This is a genomic window from Streptomyces sp. NPDC006134, from assembly GCF_040628835.1.
In the GTDB taxonomy this organism is placed as follows: Bacteria; Actinomycetota; Actinomycetes; order Streptomycetales; family Streptomycetaceae; genus Streptomyces.
In genome coordinates this window covers 182,092-198,802 of record NZ_JBEXTV010000004.1, presented here as the reverse complement: position 1 = coordinate 198,802, position 16,711 = coordinate 182,092, and the positions used below count along the sequence as shown (strand labels likewise).

The following is a 16,711-nucleotide window of genomic DNA, read 5'->3' as shown; positions in this document are numbered from 1 at the left end:
GGTTGTCCTCCCGTACGCCCGCCGCGCGGCGGCCACCGTCCTCCTCCTCCTCCTTCTCACCGCGCCGGTGTGAGCTCTCCGGTGAGGGGGACGCCGGTGTTCCCGGCGTCGGTGACGACGGCGAGGCGGGGACCCTGCGGGCCGGGGTGCCACTGTCCGCCGGTCAGGCGCAGGAGGGCGATGTTGGGCGTGGGCCCCCGCGTCCAGTCGAGGGGCCCGGCGATCGTGTCGAGGCGCGCGGTGGCGAGGGCCTCGGCAACGGAGGCGCGGTCGGCGGGGTCCCCGGCGGTGGCGAGGGCGTGGTGGGCGGTCTCCAACAGGGCGTGGGCCAGGCCCAGGGGCTGGAGCCAGGACTCGCCGGTGTCCTGCCGGTAGGAGCGGGCGAGCTCGGCGCAGGTGGTGCCGTCCAGGCTGGAGCGGTAGGGGTGGTCGGGGCTCCAGTAGACCAGGGTCGCCACCCGCGCGTCGGCGAGCTCGGCGTGGACGTCCGGGGCGGGGGTGGTGTGGGTGTGGGGGTAGGTCAGCCAGCGCGAGCAGGTGATCAGCCGGGGCCGCAGACCCGCCTGCCGGGCCTGGCGGTGGAAGAGGGCCAGGTCGGCGGCGGTGGCGGCGCTGGTGATCACCTCGGTCGCGTGCTCACGCATCCGGCCGACCTGCGGGCCGAAGTCGCCGGCCGGTTCGCGGTAGGGGCCGAGGTCGACCAGGGTGTGCCCGCGCGCGGACGTCACCGGGGCGAAGCCGTACCGGTCGTGGCGCAGCAGATCACCTTGCAGGTCGTCGTTCCACAGGCAGCCGACGGGGCCCCGCCCGCCGATCCCCTCCCACAGGGAGGCGAAGACGGCGGCGATGTCGTCCAGGCCCCAGGCGAAGTGGTACGTCCACCGGAAGCGGTGCGCGGGGCCGGCGCCGCGCGCGTGGACGTACGCCTGCCAGGGAAACGTGGTCGACAGACAGGGGACGCCCACCTCCTCGCAGGTGTCGGCGACGGCGGGCAGCACCCGGGTCCCGGCCATGGTCAGCACGATCTGCGCCCGGTCCTCGGCGACCAGGTCGCGCACCGCCTGCCGGGCCGCCTCCGGGTCGGAACGGCTGTCCCGCACGGCGATCGACACCTCGTGGCGGCGACCGCCGTTGCGGACGTGCCGCAGCCGGGGCGCCAGCGCGCCCAGCACGTACGACAGCGGCTTCCCCAACGGGGCCAGCCGCCCCGTCAGCGGCGCCACCACACCGATACACAGTCGCGTCGACGACAACTCCACCTGTACTGCCCGCCTTCTGCCGTTCCTCGTACCGCGGGAGCCGGTGACCGCCATGTCGCGGTCACCGGCTCCCGTCACTGCTCGCCGTCCTGATCTCTGTTGCCTGGTCCGGTGGCCGACTCAGTGGCCTCGGCGGTCACAGGGATCTCAGATACCTCAGATACCTCAGAGAACTCAGAGATCTCGGAGGTCTCAAATGTCTCGGATGTCTCAGGTGTCTCAGTGCTCCACGGTGACGCAGGTGGTGCGGCTCATCACCGAGACCGTCTCGTTGCCGCAGTTGTTGCTGTGGCCGGAGGCGTTGCGGGCGAAGACCAGGTTGGACAGGATGCCGCCGCTGGGGCCCACCCGGTCCCCGCCGCCCTTGTGGCCGCCGTCCTTGGTCACACAGGTGCGGTCCTTGAAGAGGGCCAGCTTGCCCGTGCCGCAGAGGTTGGCGTGGCCGGAGGAGTTCCTGCCCGACACGTTGGACAGCAGACCGCCGGGTCCCCCGTCGCGATCCCCACCCTGCGCCGAGGCCATGCCGGCCGATGCCGCCATCAGCATCCCCGCCACCGAGGCCACCGCCGCCAAACGCCGTGCGCCGTACATTCGCGCTGTTTCCTTCCGTTGGACCGGACCGGCCCGTTCGGCCGATTCATCAGAACTAACGACAGTGAGGCAGACAGACACGGTTTTCTCCTGAAAAGTCATCTGAAAAATCCTCGCCGGAGGCCAACTCCCCCCGGATCACGGGGCGTTCATCGCCGCAGTTCAGCCCGGAGCTTGAGCTCCGGGCTTCGAGCTCTTCCCCTGGGTTTTCCGGGTTTTTCTGGTCTGGTTGAACAACCCAACCAACCGAGTCCTGAGCCGAGTTGAGGCGCCCTACCTCGAAAGAGTGACGTTCCGTGATCGGCTTGCGCCGGAACGTAAAGCGGCTCTAGGTGCGCGGCGGCCAAACAGATCGGCCCCGGGCGGTGCACCAACACCGGCTCCGGGGCCTAGACCTGCGGATCGAACGGAGACTTCGATCGTGGCTCACGCCCACCCTGGCCCCGCCCTGCCGTCCCCGTCCTACCCCATGGCCAAAACGGGGTACGGGAAACGCCTCGCAGGTGACGAGGGCCCGCACGCGGACCCGGACTTCGCACACCTGCTCCCGCGTGACGCCGAGATCGCCGTCTGCATCGACCACCTCGACACCGGCCACGCGATGGGCCACAAGGTGCTCGCGGCGGAGCACCCCCGGTACGGCCGGCAGGCGATGCGCACGTCGCTGTCGCGGATCACCGAGGCCGGCCACCTGCGGTGGATCAAGGAGCACATCACCGTCGAGGACAACACGATGCGGTGGGTCACGCGCACGTACTGGTCACGGACGCGCAGGTCACCGGAGTGGTGGGCGCAGTTCGCGCGGGAGCGCCACGGCAAGGACGTGACCCGGGACCACCAGCCGGGCCTGGCCCGCGTCGAGGGCGAGGCGCCGGAGCCGGACGCCGCCGAGGCCGTACCTGCCTCCGCTCCCGCCCCCGAACCGGAGCCGGAGGCCGAGCCGGAGAGCGTCGCGTACCTGACCCTCGCCGGGCTCCGCGCCGCCGAACCCCGTATGCCGCTCTCCGAGGGCGACTGCCGCTCCCTCGAAGCCCTCGCCGCCGAGTGGCTGTCCCGTGGCGCGACGCCGAACGGCATCACCCGTGCCCTGACCGAGGGGCTTCCGCCCACGGTCACCCACCCGGGCGGACTCGCCCGCCGACGACTGGAGACGAAGATGCCCCCGCACAAGAGCGAACCGCGTGCCCGCGTGACCCGCGTGACCCGCGTGATCATGGCCTGCGCCACCTGCGACCAGGACGAACGCACGGTGAAGATCGATCGGGGCATCTGCGAGAACTGCCGCGAGGAACTCGCGGACGAGCCGCTCACCGACGAGGCCATGGCCAAGGAGCCGGGGGAAGACACCCGTCGTCCCGGCCGGGGTGCCGGCCCAGGGCTGGGACACGCGTCCGAAGGCGGCGGGGCTGCACCGCGTCCTGCACGGCTGCGAGGTGCTGCCGCTGACGGAGGCCATGGCGAAGGCCGCCGCCGTCCTCTGCCGGAAGAACAAGACCTCCGGCGTCGTCGATGCCGGCGTCGTCCTCGCCTCGATCGCGTACGACGAGGCCCCGATCCTCACCGACGACCCCGGCGACATCCGCGCCCTGGCCGCCTGCGCGGGCCGGAAGGACCTGGTCGTCGAGCGTCCGTGAGGGTGTGACGCGGGGCACTTTCCGAGTGACCGGCGCCCCTCGGGGCATGTACCTGCCTGGACGGGCGCCGAAATCTCACCATGCGATATCAGGAAGGGGATTTTCGGACGCTCGATAGACTGAGCCGACCGCTGTACATCTACGTACGGGCGGAAAGAGACGGATTGAGCGAGGAGCGCACGTGGGCCTTGTCGTGCAGAAGTACGGAGGCTCCTCCGTAGCCGATGCCGAGGGCATCAAGCGCGTCGCCAAGCGGATCGTGGAAGCCAAGCAGAACGGCCACCAGGTGGTCGCCGTGGTTTCCGCGATGGGCGACACGACGGACGAGCTGATCGATCTCGCCGAGCAGGTTTCCCCCATTCCTGCCGGGCGCGAGCTCGACATGCTGCTGACCGCCGGGGAGCGGATCTCCATGGCCCTGCTGGCGATGGCGATCAAAAACCTGGGCCACGAGGCCCAGTCCTTCACCGGCAGCCAGGCAGGTGTCATCACCGACTCGGTCCACAACAAAGCCCGGATCATCGACGTCACGCCGGGCCGGATCCGTGAATCGCTGGACGAGGGCAACATCGCCATCGTCGCCGGTTTCCAGGGCGTCAGCCAGGACACCAAGGACATCACCACGCTGGGGCGCGGTGGCTCCGACACCACGGCCGTCGCGCTCGCCGCGGCGCTGGACGCCGAGGTGTGCGAGATCTACACCGACGTCGACGGTGTGTTCACCGCCGACCCGCGTGTGGTGAAGAAGGCCCGGAAGATCGACTGGATCTCGTTCGAGGACATGCTCGAACTGGCCGCCTCCGGGTCCAAGGTGCTGCTCCACCGCTGTGTGGAGTACGCCCGCCGGTACAACATCCCGATCCATGTCCGGTCCAGCTTCAGCGGACTGCAGGGCACCTGGGTCAGCAGCGAGCCGATCAACCAAGGGGACAAGCAGGTGGAGCAGGCCATCATCTCCGGTGTCGCGCACGACACCTCCGAGGCCAAGGTCACGGTCGTCGGCGTGCCGGACAAGCCGGGCGAGGCCGCCGCGATCTTCCGCACGATCGCCGATGCCGAGATCAACATCGACATGGTCGTGCAGAACGTGTCCGCCGCCGCCACCGGCCTGACGGACATCTCCTTCACGCTGCCCAAGACCGAGGGCCGCAAGGCCATCGACGCCCTGGAGCGGAACAAGGGCACCATCGGCTTCGACTCGCTGCGCTACGACGACCAGATCGGCAAGATCTCGCTGGTCGGCGCCGGGATGAAGACCAACCCGGGCGTCACCGCCGACTTCTTCACCGCGCTGTCCGACGCGGGCGTGAACATCGAGCTGATCTCCACCTCCGAGATCCGCATCTCGGTCGTCACCCGCAAGGACGACGTCCCCGAGGCCGTCCGCGCCGTGCACACCGCCTTCGGGCTCGACTCCGACAGCGACGAGGCCGTCGTCTACGGAGGCACCGGCCGCTGATGTCCGGCATCGAACGCCCTGAACGTCCCGGACGGCCGGACCGTCCGGGACGGGCCGGGCGGCCGACGCTCGCCGTCGTGGGAGCGACCGGCGTCGTCGGCACCGTCATGCTCCAGATCCTGTCCCAGCACGCGGACATCTGGGGCGAGATCCGCCTGATCGCCTCCCCGCGCTCGGCCGGCCGCAAGCTGGCCGTGCGCGGCGAGGAGACCGAGGTGGTCGCGCTCACCGAGGAGGCCCTCGACGGCGTCGACGTCGCCATGTTCGACGTACCCGACGAGGTCGCCGCCCAGTGGGCGCCGGTCGCCGCCGCCAAGGGCGCGGTGGTGGTCGACCACTCCGGCGCGTTCCGGATGGACCCGGACGTGCCGCTCGTCGTGCCCGAGGTGAACCCGCACGCGGCGCGCATCCGCCCGCGCGGGATCGTCGCCGGCCCCGGCTGCGCGACGCTGTCCATGATCGTCGCGCTGGGCGCGCTGCACGCCGAGTACGGACTGCGCGAGCTGGTGGTCTCCTCGTACCAGGCGGTCAGCGGGGCCGGGCGCGCGGGCGTGGACACCCTGCGCCGCCAGCTGTCCCTGGTGGCCGGTACGGAGCTGGGGACCAGCCCCGGTGACCTGCGGCGGGCCGTCGGCGACGCCACCGGCCCCTTCCCCGAGCCGGTCGCGCTGAACGTCGTGCCGTGGGCCGGGTCGCCGCGCGAGGACGGCTGGTCGTCGGAGGAGATGAACGTGCGGGACGAGTCCCGCAAGATCCTCGGACTGCCGCAGCTTCCGGTGGCGGTGACCTGCGTACGGGTGCCGGTGATCACCACGCACGCGATGTCCGTGCACGCCCGGTTCGAGGGCGAGGTCACCGTCGGCAAGGCCCGGGAGATCCTGGCCACCGCCCCCGGAGTGGTGCTGTTCGACAACCCGGAGGCCGGGGAGTTCCCCACCCCCGCCGACGCGGTCGGCACCGATCCCACCTGGGTCGGCCGGGTGCGGCGGGCGCTCGACGACCCGACGGCGCTCGAACTCTTCGTGTGCGGTGACAACCTGCGCAAGGGCGCCGCGCTGAACACCGCGCAGATCGCAGAGCTGGTGGCGGCGGAGTTCGCCTGAGTGCATCTGAGGGCATCCGAGTCCCCCTGCGTGCCCGAGTCCCCCTGCGTGCCCGAGTGCGTCTGCGTGCGTCTGCGTGCGTCCGAGTACGCCTGAGTACGTCTGAGTACGTCTGAGACCGCATACCGGAAAGACCCCTGGCCACGGCGGAAAACATTTGTAGGATCTGTGGACCGCACATGAGCCGGTGGTCTCCGGTTCACGTGTACCGGGCCCCTGCGGCGTCAGAAGATTTCCTCCCCGATCCCCCGCAACCACGCGGAGAGCGGGGTGCGTCTTTGCGGTCGTCCTCCGGGGCGTGGGAGCGCTTCATTTCAGGCGTGGGGACGCCGAGGAGCGGGCGTGGGGACGCCCGCTCGCATGGGACATAGGGGAAGAGCGGGACGCATGAGGGCATTTGATGCGCCGTCGGTTGTGCTGCCTGACGCGAGAACGCGGCCGGCCGCGACGGGGTGCGCCGGGACCGGCGCGGACATGACGCCCGGCACGTACAACCCTCATGGGGGGACGCGTGTCCAACTGGCGTGGCAGAGGTACTCGACTTCACCCCCAGGCTCTTCGAGCAGGGGGTATCCCCAGCGTCGCGCGGCACGGCCCTCCGGCCGCCCCGCCGGCCCGTCCGGCCCGTCCGCTCAGGCGGAGCCGGCGCGTCCGGTGGCATGCCGGTGATCGCGCCCATGCCCGCAGCGCGGCCCGCCCGCATACCGAATCAGCGCGACGGCGCCGAGGAGACCGTGGTGGCGGGCACCACCGTCGACCACCTCACCGAGACCTACCGCACCCACTACCGGTCGCTGCTCGGTCTCGCCGCACTCCTCCTCGACGACACCGCCTCCTGCGAGGACGTCGTCCAGGAAGCCTTCATCCGGGTCCACTCCGCCCGCAAACGCGTCCGCGACCCCGACAAGACCCTGGCCTACCTCCGCCAGACCGTCGTCAACCTCTCCCGCTCCGCGCTGCGCCGCCGCATCCTCGGCCTGAAGCTGCTGTCGAAGCCCATGCCCGACATGGCCAGCGCCGAGGAAGGCGCCTACGACCAGCTGGAACGCGACTCCCTCATCCGGGCCATGAAGGGCCTCCAGCGCCGCCAGCGCGAGGTCCTGGTCCTGCGGTACTTCGCGGACATGACCGAGGCGCAGGTCGCCGAGACGCTCGGCATCTCGCTGGGCTCGGTGAAGGCGTACGGGTCACGCGGGATCGCGGCGCTGCGGCTGGCCATGGAGGCGCCGGCATGAGCGAGGGTCACGATGCGCGGCATGTCGCCCGCGACCGACGCGAACCCGAGGAAACGTTCGGGCCGCCCGGGCCGACCGCCTCGCCCGGGCAAGAGCCGAAGCAACCGCACGCTGGGAACGGAACTGTGAAACACGGCCCCGACGAACAGGGCCCCGACACTCCGGGGCCCGACGGCCTCGCATCCGGCGGGCCCGCGTCCGGCGGGCCCGCGTCCGGTGGGCCTGGTGAGCCCGTGTCCGGTGGGCTCGTCGCCGATGAGCTGGCGCTGCGGAGGCTGCTGCACCAGGCGGTGCGGGACGTGGAGCCACGCGACGGAACCCTGGAGTACCTGCGTCAGGCGGTGCCCGCCCGGCGGGCCCGCAAGCGGCAGGCCGTCGTCGGCATGGCGGCCGCCGCCCTCTTCATCGGCACCGCGATCCCGGCCCTGGTGCACGTGACCGGCTCCACCGGGGACGGCGCCAACCCGTCCGTCGCCGGCCACGCCTCCCAGGCGCAGGGCGGCACCGGCGAGGGCAAGGACCCGGCCGGCGGGCGGAGCGCCACCGGCGGCTCCTCCCAGCGGGCCGAGGGCAAGGAGACGGCCGGTCCTCAGGAGAAGGAGGAGACCGAGAAGCCCGGCTCCGGCACCGAGGGGACGACCGGCGGCGCCGGTCCCTCGGCCAGCGCCGACGCCGATACGCCCCTGTGCGCGGCGGACCAGCTCGGCTCGGCCACCGCCAGCAGCGGTGCCCCCGACTCCACCGGCACGGTCTACGGCTCCTTCCGGGTCACCAACGTCTCCTCCGCGGGCTGTACCGTCGGCGGCCCCGGCAGCGTCAGCGTGGCGCCGCAGGGTGCCGCGGACCCGGCCAGGATCGGCACGGCCCGGCACGTCGCCGGGGACGCCGCGGCCGGTCTGCCCGACCCGTCGCTGGAGGCCGCGCAGCTCGCGCTCGCGCCGGGCGCCTCCTACGAGGTGCGGTTCGCCTGGGTGCCCTCGGAGACCTGTCCCACCACCGGCGGCGACACCGGCGGAAGCACCGGCGGTCCCTCACCGGACCCGACGCCCACCGAGGACGCGAGCGAGACCGCCGGTACGACCACCGGGGGCGGCGAGACCGGCGCCACGACCCAGCTCCTCACCGAGGACGGCACGGCCGACGGGAGCGTCGCGGTGACCTACACCGCCGAGACCGGTGCGGCCTCGGCGACGGCCACGGTGACCGGCGCCTGCGCGGGGACCGTGTACTGGACGGGCGTGCTGGCGGAGTCCTGACCGAGGCCCGGCCCGTCCCGGCCCGTCCCGGCCCGTCACACCCCGGATGGGCTGGGACGCTGCTCCGGCTTCTCGGCCTCCGGCTTCTCGGCTTCCGGCTTCTCCTGCCCCGGTTGTCCGCTCTCCGGTTGTCCGCTTCCCGGCTTCTCGTCCCCGTGCTCCTCGGGCAGCAGACCGAGCTCCGCGTCCCGGACGAACTCCACCTCGCGGCGGAACAGCCGGAACCACATGAAGATCACGAAGCCCACGAAGGCGAACCACTCGGCGGTGTAACCGAGGTTCTGGAACGCCTTCAGGTCCAGGCCGGTGTCCTGCGCCGCGCTCGCCGGTACGGCCGTCATGCCGGAGTCGCCCTTGTTGAGCGTGACCCACGCGTCGTACACGTCGTACGGCACGAGGTTCACCAGTGACGCCGCGCTGATCACGGCGGTCTGCCCGGCCGGCAGACCGCCCCGGGCGCTGACGCCGTTGCTGCCGGGCGTCTCCGACGCCTGGAGCGCTCCGGTGACCGTGACCTCGCCGGTGGGCGGGGCGGGCACCTTCGCCGGGTCGGGCTCGCCGGGCAGCCAGCCCCGTACGACGGGCAGGGCCCGGCCGGAGTCGGTGCGCAGCAGCGTCAGGACGTAGGAGCCGCGCCGGTCGTCCAGCGTCCGGTCGGGGACCAGCAGCTGCCGGTCGTAGCGGCCGGTCGCGGTGGTCTGCTTGCCGACGGTCGCCTTGTTCACCGGCAGCAGCTCCGCGAGCGGGCGGGCGGCCTCGTGCCGGTTCGACGTGGCCTGGGCCTCGGCGGTGCGGTGGTCGTCCACCCGGTCCTCGAACCGGCCCAGCTGCCAGGACCCCATGAAGATGCAGAAGGGGATGGCGAGCAGCACGAAGACGTTGATCCCCCACCAGCGGGGCGTCAGCAGAAACCGGTACACGCCCCCACGGTACGGGGCCCGGGCGGGGAACCGGTCGCGGGGCCCGCTCTTTCGCCCGGACGCGCGCGGAGCCGGCGGTGGAGTTTTCCACAGGCTGGGGGAGGGGTCGGCGCGATGTCGGTGCGGCGCGGCAGTATGGGGCCATGACTGAGAGCAACGGATCCGTCTCACCGGATGAGCGCAAGCAGCAGGGCCGGGCGAGCCGGCAGGAGATGCCGGACTGGGAGAAGCGCTTCCGGGCGCCCCGGGTGTCGCTGCCCGACTGGGCGCAGGACGCCCCGGACCGCTCCCTGTTCGTGTCGAACGCGACGGGGACGTACGAGCTGTACGCGTGGGACCGGGCGACCGGCGAGCAGCGGCAGGTGACGAACCGGCCCAACGGCACGACGGACGGGGTGCTCTCGCCGGACGGCGCCTGGATCTGGTGGTTCGACGACAAGGACGGCGACGAGTTCGGCGTCTGGCGCCGCCAGCCGTTCGAGGGCGGCGAGGACGAGCTGGCCGCACCGGGCCTGGACCCCTCCTACCCGGCCGGTCTCGCCCTCGGCCGGGACGGGCGCACGGCGGTGATCGGCCGCTCCACGGACGAGGACGGGACGACGATCCACCTCGCACGCACCGGTGAGGCGCCGGTGGAGATCTACCGCCACCGCGAGTCGGCGGGTGTCGGCGACCTCTCCCACGACGGCTCGCTCATCGCCATCGAGCACACCGAGCACGGTGACGCGATGCACTCCGCGCTGCGCGTGCTGCGTCCCGACGGCACGACGGTCGCCGAGCTCGACGACACCAAGGGCGGCAGCGAGGAGCTGGGCCTGGAGGTGCTCGGCTTCGCGCCGGTCGACGGCGACACCCGGCTGCTCGTCGGCCACCAGCGGCGCGGCCGGTGGGAGCCGATGGTGTGGGACGTGGCGACGGGAGAGGAGACCGACCTCGCGCTGGAGCTGCCCGGCGACGTGAGCGCCGAGTGGTACCCGGACGGCAGCGGCCTGCTGGTCGTGCACGGCTTCGAGGCCCGCAGCGAGCTGTTCCGCTACGACCTCGCCACCCGCGAGCTGGTGGAGGTCCCCACCCCGGCGGGCTCGGTGTCGGGCGCGACCGCCCGCCCGGACGGCAGCGTGGAGTACCTGTGGTCCTCGGCCGCCGAGCCGCCCGCGGTCCGCTCCACCACGGGCCGGGTCGTGCTGGACCCGCCCGGCATGAAGTCCCCGCGCTCGGTGCCGGTGGAGGACGTGTGGGTGGAGGGCCCCGGCGGACGGATCCACGCCCTCGTCCAGAAGCCGGCGGGCGCGAGCGGGCCGCTGCCGACCGTCTTCGACATCCACGGCGGCCCCACCTGGCACGACAGCGACTCCTTCGCCGCGGGCCCGGCGGCCTGGGTCGACCACGGGTACGCCGTGGTCCGGGTCAACTACCGCGGTTCCACCGGGTACGGCCGCGCCTGGACCGACGCCCTCAAGCACCGGGTCGGCCTGATCGAGCTGGAGGACATCGCGGCGGTGCGCGAGTGGGCGGTCACGTCCGGGCTGGCCGACCCCGCACGCCTGATCCTCACCGGCGGCTCCTGGGGCGGTTACCTCACCCTCCTCGGCCTCGGCGTCCAGCCGGACGACTGGGCGCTGGGCATCGCCGCGGTCCCCGTCGCCGACTACGTCACCGCGTACCACGACGAGATGGAGGGCCTGAAGGCCCTGGACCGCACCCTGCTCGGCGGCACCCCGGAGGAGGTTCCGGAGCGCTTCGAGGCGTCCTCGCCGCTGACGTACGTCGACCGGGTCAAGGCCCCGGTGTACATCTCGGCCGGCGTCAACGACCCGCGCTGCCCCATCCGCCAGATCGAGAACTACGTCAAGCGCCTGGAGGCCAGGGGAGCGGTCCACGAGGTGTACCGCTACGACGCCGGGCACGGCTCCCTGGTGGTGGACGAGCGGATCAAGCAGGTCCGGCTGGAACTGGACTTCGCGGCGCGTCATCTGCCGTGACGGTGACGGGGTGGTGGGGCTTCTCGGGGGGCAGGGTCCTTCGGTCGGTGGGGCTCCTCGGTCGGTGGGGCTCCTCGGTCGGTGGGGCGTCTCGGGTGGTGGGGCGTCTCGGGTGGTGGGGCTCCTCGGTCGGTGGGGTGGCCGGACCGGTGCCCGGTCACGCCTCCGCCCGCTCCCGGCTCCTGCGGCCCAGCAGCTCCGCCAGCCCCCGCCGGGTCGCCGCCAGCACCACCCGGTCCCCGGGGCGCAGCACGTACGTGTCGGGGACGTCCCACACCAGACCCGACGGCCGTACGTCCGTGCCGGGCTCCTCGGCGGGCCCCTCCCGGCGCTCGTCCGGAGCGGAGGTGTCCAGCGCCAGTACCCGCCAGGACCCCGGCCGGAAGGTCTCGCCGACGGTCCTGCCCTCCAGCTGGGGGTGCCCGCCGACCGTGACGGCGGCGAACAGCAGCACCCGCCGCTCGACCGGGATCGCACCCAGGATCTGCCGGCCCATCATCGCCCCGGCGAACGCGGGCGCGGCCAGGTGGGACACGCTGCGGCTGCGGGTGAGCGCGCCGGGGTGCGCGGCGCGCAGGGTGCGGTACACGGCGGTCGCGAAGTCGTCGTCGTACAGCCGCAGCACCACTCGCAGGTCGGGCCGCACCGACCGGGCGTACAGCACCGCCTCCAGGTTGGTGGTGTCCGCGCTGGTCAGGGCGAGCAGGGCGTGTGCGCGGTGGATCTTGGCGGACTCCAGGACGCCCTCCTGGGTGACGTCGCCGAGCACCACCGGCACCCGCAGCCGCCGCGCGGCCGCCAGTCCCCGCGCCTCCGGGTCGGCCTCGACGCACACCACGGGGATGTGCAGCTCGCGCAGCCGGGTCAGCACCCGCGTGCCGATCTTGCCGAGACCGAGCAGGATCACGTGCCCGCCCAGTCCGCGCGGCGGCTTGCGCAGCGCGGACGCGTTGCGGAAGGTGCCCAGCGCCTCCAGCACCGCCGCCAGCAGCACCGGCAGCAACAGCAGTCCCACCAGCCCGGACAGCAACTGGAGGATCTGGCGGCCGGTGGACTGGTCCAGGGCCGGCTCGTTGATGGCGAACAGGTCCAGCAGCGTCACGTAGGTGGCGTGCAGCGGGTGGTCGCCGGTCACCACGGTCAGGGCGACGGCGAGCGCGACCACGCAGCCCACCAGCCCCGCCAGCGACCACCGCAGCCGCCGGGAGAACAGCGACCCGAGCGGCGGTACGCCGCCGCGCCCGGACGACAGGGAGGGACCGGAGTACGTCACCCGCTCCAGGACCACGGTCCCGCGCCCGGTGGCCGCCGCCACGGCCGCCGCGCCGGGCAGCAGCTGGGGCCCCTGGTCGCCGCTGCCCTCCGAACCGTCGGCGCCGGCCGGGTCGCTGGCCGTCTCGGACAGCAGGGCGAGCGTGCACAGCCCCGGGTCGGCGACCTCGCCGGGCCGCGGTGGCCGGCGTTCCACCGCGTGCAGCAACAGCCCGTCCGCCTCGACGACCTTGCTGGTGCCGGCCAGCGCGGTGGCCGCCAGCGCCGGGGCGGCGGTGTCGGCGTCGGACAGGACGGTGGTGGAGGCGTCGAAGCCCGGCGCCGGGACTTCCCCGGTCTGACCGGTCTGTCCGGTCGCCAGCGCGGCGGCCTGGTCGAGGAGTTCCTCGATGTGCTGGCCGAGGCGCCGGTTGTACAGGCGCAGGACGAGCCGAAGGCGGGGGTTGAGGCGGCGGGCGGTGAGGGCGGCACGGATGTTGGTCTCGTCGTCGTCGTACACGAGCGCCAGCGCGGCGGCCCGGTCCACGCCCGCCTCCGCGAGCACCGCCTCGGTCGCCTCCGCGGCCTCCAGCACCCGTCCGCCGCCGGCGGGCTCGGTGCCGCCCGTGCGGTTGACGGCCGCGTTCACGACCCGGTCGAACAGCGCCGCCGAGACCGCGCGGGCCCGCCCGACCACCGGCTGGCGCACCTGGCCGCGGGAAGGCGGTACGACGAGGGTGACCTGCTCGCCGTACACGCCCCGCAGTTCGGCCGCGAGCCGGTGCGCGAGACCGTCGTCGCCGCACACCACCATGTGCGCCGACGGCACGTCGCCCGGCACCCGCTGATTCGGAACACTCCCCACGAGGCGGAAGACTGCCTCAGACGGGCGAGTGGTTCCAGGGGGTTGACCGGGGGCGTGAGTGATCGTCGGCGATCGTCGGTGGGTGCAGGCGGAGGCCGGCGGGGGCCGGTGGCCGGGGCTCGGCGTCGCCGCTCTGTCGCCGGGATGCGGATTCGGGGCGGCGGAGGTGTGATGGAGCAGTGGCCTCCGCGCGTGAGGGCGGCCACCGCCTCGCACGTCTTCCGGGACAGCAGGGACAGCACCATGACCCAGCCCAGCGATTCTCTCGACCCGTGGACCGACCGGCTGCGCACTCTCTCCCCCGACATCTCGCGGGAGGACGCCGACCGCTTCGTCCACGACCTGTACCAGCGCGCGCAGACGGACCGCGACCGGGAGCGGTCCGACGCCGAATACGAGCGCGAGGAGTGAGATCGTCCGCCGCTCCGGCGCGTCGCCGGGCGTCCGGTCGGGGACGCCCGGAGCGGGCGGGGCGGCGGACTCCATGACGGCTGAGCTCCGGGGCCTGGGGTCCGGGACCTCGGAGCCATGGAGCCCCGGAGTCCAGCCGGTGGGGCGGGACGTGTCGATCCGCGCGGTTGTCCGGCCGGGCAGCTCACGGGAGGCCACTGACGGTCCGGGCGTCGATGGTGCGGCGGAGCGGCATCAAGAACGCGTAAAGATTGCCGGAACACGGCAATGACGGGGCTCGCCCCCGCGTGTGACGATCCCCGCAGGCCGAAGACCGGCGACGGGCGGGAACGGGGGTGGCACGCATGGCCTGGTTCCTCGGGCTGGGTATCACGGGGGTCGTGCTGCTCGCCCTGTCGCTGGTCTTCGACGGGGTGCTCGACGGTGCGTTCGACGCAGCGCCGGCCGGCGCCTTCGAGGGGTGGCTGTCGCTGCCGGTCGTCGCCGGATTCGTGGCGATGACCGGCTTCGGCGGCGCCATCGCCCTGGGGACCGGCATCGCGGGTCCCACGGGCGCCGCCGGTGCCGGCGCGCTCGCCGGGCTGGGCACGGCCTGGCTGACGTACCGTTTCGGCCGCGCCCTCACGCGGGACCGGAGCGCCGTCGCCCCGGCCGCCGCGGACCTGATCGGCGTCTCGGGCAAGGTGGTGACCCCGATCCCGGCCGACGGGTTCGGCGAGGTGCTGCTGCGGCTCGCCGGCCAGCCGGTCAAGTGCGCGGCGCGCAGTGCCCGGCCGGTGGCGCGGGGCACCGAGGTGTGGGTCGAGGCGACGCCGAGCGCGACGTCGGTGGTGGTACGGCCGGTCGAGCGCTGACCGCCGCCTCCCGCCTGCTCGCACGTCCGCTTCCCTGTCCGCTTCCTCGTCCGTTTCCGCATCCGCTGCGCATCCGTTTTCCGCGCCGGCTTTTCACACCGGCTTTCGTGTCGGTTACCCGTGCCGGTTTCCCGTGCCGGTTTCCCGTGCCGGTTTCCCGTGCCAGTTTCCCGTGTCGGTTTCTTGTGTTGGTTTTTCGTGTCGGATTTCTATGATTCGGGGGCATTGTCATGAGTCCTGTCGTGATCGCGGTGGTGGGAGTCGTCGTACTCCTGGTGCTGATCGCGCTGGTGGTCGTCAGCCGCTACAAGGTGGCCGGGCCGAGCGAGGCGTTCATCGTCACGGGCCGGCGCGGCAAGAAGGCCACCGATCCGGAGACCGGCCGCGTCTTCACGGACAACAGCGGTCAGAAGGTCGTGGTCGGCGGCGGCGTGTTCGTCGTGCCGTTCGTGCAGCAGAAGTTCACCCTCGACCTGTCCTCGCGGCACATCCCGGTCGCCGTGCGGGGCGCGGTCACGCTGCGCGGCGTGAAGGCCAACCTGGACGGGGTCGCCATCGTCAAGGTCGGCGGCACCGAGGACGCGATACGGGCCGCCGCCCAGCGGTTCCTGATGCAGCAGGACGGCATCGTCGGCTTCACGCAGGAGGTGCTCTCCGGCGCGCTGCGGGCGATCGTGGGCCGGATGTCCGTGGAGGACGTCATCCGCGACCGGGCCGCGTTCGCCGGACAGGTCGCCGAGGAGGCGGAGGCGAGCCTGTCCGGGCAGGGCCTCGTACTGGACGCCTTCCAGATCCAGGACATCACCACCGAGGGCTCCTACCTGGAAGACCTCGGCCGGCCCGAGGCGGCCCGCGCCAAGCAGGACGCCGACATCGCCGAGGCCGAGGCGCGCCGGGCGGCCGAACAGGCACGGCTGAGGGCGGAGGAGGAGATCGCGGTCGCCCAGCGGACGCTCTACCTGAAGCAGGCGGAGATCAAGGCCGAGACCGACCAGGCCGCGGCCCGCGCCAACGCGGCCGGTCCCCTCGCGGAGGCGGCCCGGCAGCAGGAGATCCTCGCCGAGCAGGAGAAGGTCGCCGCGCGGCAGGCCGCCCTGAAGGACCGCCAGCTCGACACCGAGGTCCGCAAGCCCGCCGACGCGCAGCGCTACGCCGCCGAGCAGGAGGCCGAGGCCCGCAGGGTGGCCCGGGTGAAGCAGGCGGAGGCCGAGCGCCTGGCCGAGATCGCCGCCGCACAGGCCGAGGCCGAGCGGGCCCGCCTGACCGGTGAGGGCGAGAAGCAGCGGCGCAGCGCGCTGGCCGAGGCGGAGGCCGTCGAGGGCCTGCGGCAGGGCGAGGCCGAGCGGTCCCGGCGTGCGGCGATCGCCGAGGCGGTACGGCTGGAGGGCGAGGCGGAGGCCGCGGCGATCGGCGCCAAGGGCGCGGCCGAGGCCGAGGCGATGGAGAAGAAGGCCGACGCCTTCGGCCGGTACGGCGACGCGGCCGTGCTCCAGATGCTCGTCGAGGTGCTGCCGCAGGTCGTGGCCAAGGCGGCGGAACCGCTCGGCGCGGTCGACAAGATGACGGTCATCTCCACGGACGGCGCGAGCCGCCTGTCGCGCACGGTCGCCGACAACGTGGCCCAGGGCATGGAACTCCTCACCTCCACCACGGGCGTGGACCTGGCGGAACTGCTGAAGAACGTCACGCGGCGGAACGCCCCGCAGGACACCCCGGCACCGGCGGGCGACCGGCCGGACGGCCGGGCGGACGGCCGGGCGGAGGGTCTGACGGACGGCCGGGCGGCGGACCGGGCCAACGGCAAGATCGAGATCACCGGTTGACCGATGCCACCGGCCCCGCGACCGGTGCCGGTGTCGGTTTCGCGACCGGTGCCGGTGTCGGCCCCACG

At 73.0% G+C, this 16,711-nt stretch carries 13 protein-coding genes; 9 read left to right on the top strand and 4 right to left on the bottom strand.

Annotation, left to right across the window (positions count from 1 at the left end; all coding sequences use genetic code 11):
• Nucleotides 1-56: 56 nt before the first annotated feature.
• Both ABZ340_RS04485 and ABZ340_RS04480 read right to left on the bottom strand, forming a co-directional pair.
• The gene (locus ABZ340_RS04485) at nt 57-1,226 is read right to left on the bottom strand and encodes an ABC transporter substrate-binding protein (protein WP_358780239.1); all 1,170 of its coding nucleotides are present in this window, start codon (nt 1,224-1,226) and stop codon (nt 57-59) included.
• Between the two features lie 252 nt (nt 1,227-1,478).
• Nucleotides 1,479-1,850, bottom strand: a complete 372-nt coding sequence (locus ABZ340_RS04480) for a hypothetical protein (RefSeq protein ID WP_358780238.1) — start codon at nt 1,848-1,850, stop codon at nt 1,479-1,481.
• Between the two features lie 421 nt (nt 1,851-2,271).
• Between ABZ340_RS04480 and ABZ340_RS04475 the strand changes: the two genes are divergently transcribed.
• The 5 genes from ABZ340_RS04475 (at nt 2,272) to ABZ340_RS04455 (ending at nt 8,537) form a co-directional block, all read left to right on the top strand.
• The gene (locus ABZ340_RS04475; RefSeq protein WP_358780237.1) at nt 2,272-3,492 is read left to right on the top strand and encodes a hypothetical protein; all 1,221 of its coding nucleotides are present in this window, start codon (nt 2,272-2,274) and stop codon (nt 3,490-3,492) included.
• Nucleotides 3,493-3,665: 173 nt separating this feature from the next.
• Nucleotides 3,666-4,943: an aspartate kinase gene (locus ABZ340_RS04470; protein ID WP_358780236.1), complete on the top strand. Its 1,278-nt coding sequence runs from the start codon at nt 3,666-3,668 to the stop codon at nt 4,941-4,943.
• On the top strand, nt 4,943-6,046 hold the full coding sequence (locus ABZ340_RS04465; protein WP_358780235.1) for an aspartate-semialdehyde dehydrogenase: 1,104 nt from the start codon (nt 4,943-4,945) through the stop codon (nt 6,044-6,046). Before ABZ340_RS04470 ends, ABZ340_RS04465 begins: the two co-directional genes overlap by 1 nt.
• Nucleotides 6,047-6,705: 659 nt before the next feature.
• Nucleotides 6,706-7,281: a SigE family RNA polymerase sigma factor gene (locus tag ABZ340_RS04460; RefSeq protein WP_358780234.1), complete on the top strand. Its 576-nt coding sequence runs from the start codon at nt 6,706-6,708 to the stop codon at nt 7,279-7,281.
• Entirely contained in the window at nt 7,278-8,537 is a 1,260-nt protein-coding gene (locus ABZ340_RS04455) for a hypothetical protein (protein ID WP_358780233.1), read from the top strand. The genes ABZ340_RS04460 and ABZ340_RS04455 overlap by 4 nt, the downstream gene beginning before the upstream one ends.
• A gap of 35 nt (nt 8,538-8,572) precedes the next feature.
• Here the strand turns inward: ABZ340_RS04455 and ABZ340_RS04450 are convergent, their stop codons facing one another.
• Nucleotides 8,573-9,457, bottom strand: a complete 885-nt coding sequence (locus ABZ340_RS04450) for an SURF1 family protein (RefSeq protein WP_358780232.1) — start codon at nt 9,455-9,457, stop codon at nt 8,573-8,575.
• Between the two features lie 143 nt (nt 9,458-9,600).
• On the opposite strand from ABZ340_RS04450, the gene ABZ340_RS04445 reads away from it, so the two are divergent.
• Nucleotides 9,601-11,439 carry a prolyl oligopeptidase family serine peptidase gene (locus ABZ340_RS04445; RefSeq protein WP_358780231.1) on the top strand — a complete coding sequence of 613 codons (1,839 nt, stop codon included), beginning with the start codon at nt 9,601-9,603 and terminating at the stop codon, nt 11,437-11,439.
• A gap of 157 nt (nt 11,440-11,596) precedes the next feature.
• Here the strand turns inward: ABZ340_RS04445 and ABZ340_RS04440 are convergent, their stop codons facing one another.
• Nucleotides 11,597-13,504, bottom strand: a complete 1,908-nt coding sequence (locus ABZ340_RS04440; protein ID WP_358780267.1) for an NAD-binding protein — start codon at nt 13,502-13,504, stop codon at nt 11,597-11,599.
• Nucleotides 13,505-13,798: 294 nt separating this feature from the next.
• On the opposite strand from ABZ340_RS04440, the gene ABZ340_RS04435 reads away from it, so the two are divergent.
• The 3 genes from ABZ340_RS04435 to ABZ340_RS04425 all read left to right on the top strand — a co-directional run bounded on the left by ABZ340_RS04435 (nt 13,799) and on the right by ABZ340_RS04425 (nt 16,643).
• Nucleotides 13,799-13,966: a hypothetical protein gene (locus ABZ340_RS04435; RefSeq protein WP_358780230.1), complete on the top strand. Its 168-nt coding sequence runs from the start codon at nt 13,799-13,801 to the stop codon at nt 13,964-13,966.
• 344 nt (nt 13,967-14,310) lie between these two features.
• Entirely contained in the window at nt 14,311-14,820 is a 510-nt protein-coding gene (locus ABZ340_RS04430) for a hypothetical protein (RefSeq protein ID WP_358780229.1), read from the top strand.
• Between the two features lie 230 nt (nt 14,821-15,050).
• Complete coding sequence (locus ABZ340_RS04425) at nt 15,051-16,643, top strand: SPFH domain-containing protein (RefSeq protein ID WP_358780228.1); 1,593 nt, start codon at nt 15,051-15,053, stop codon at nt 16,641-16,643.
• Nucleotides 16,644-16,711 lie beyond the last annotated feature (68 nt).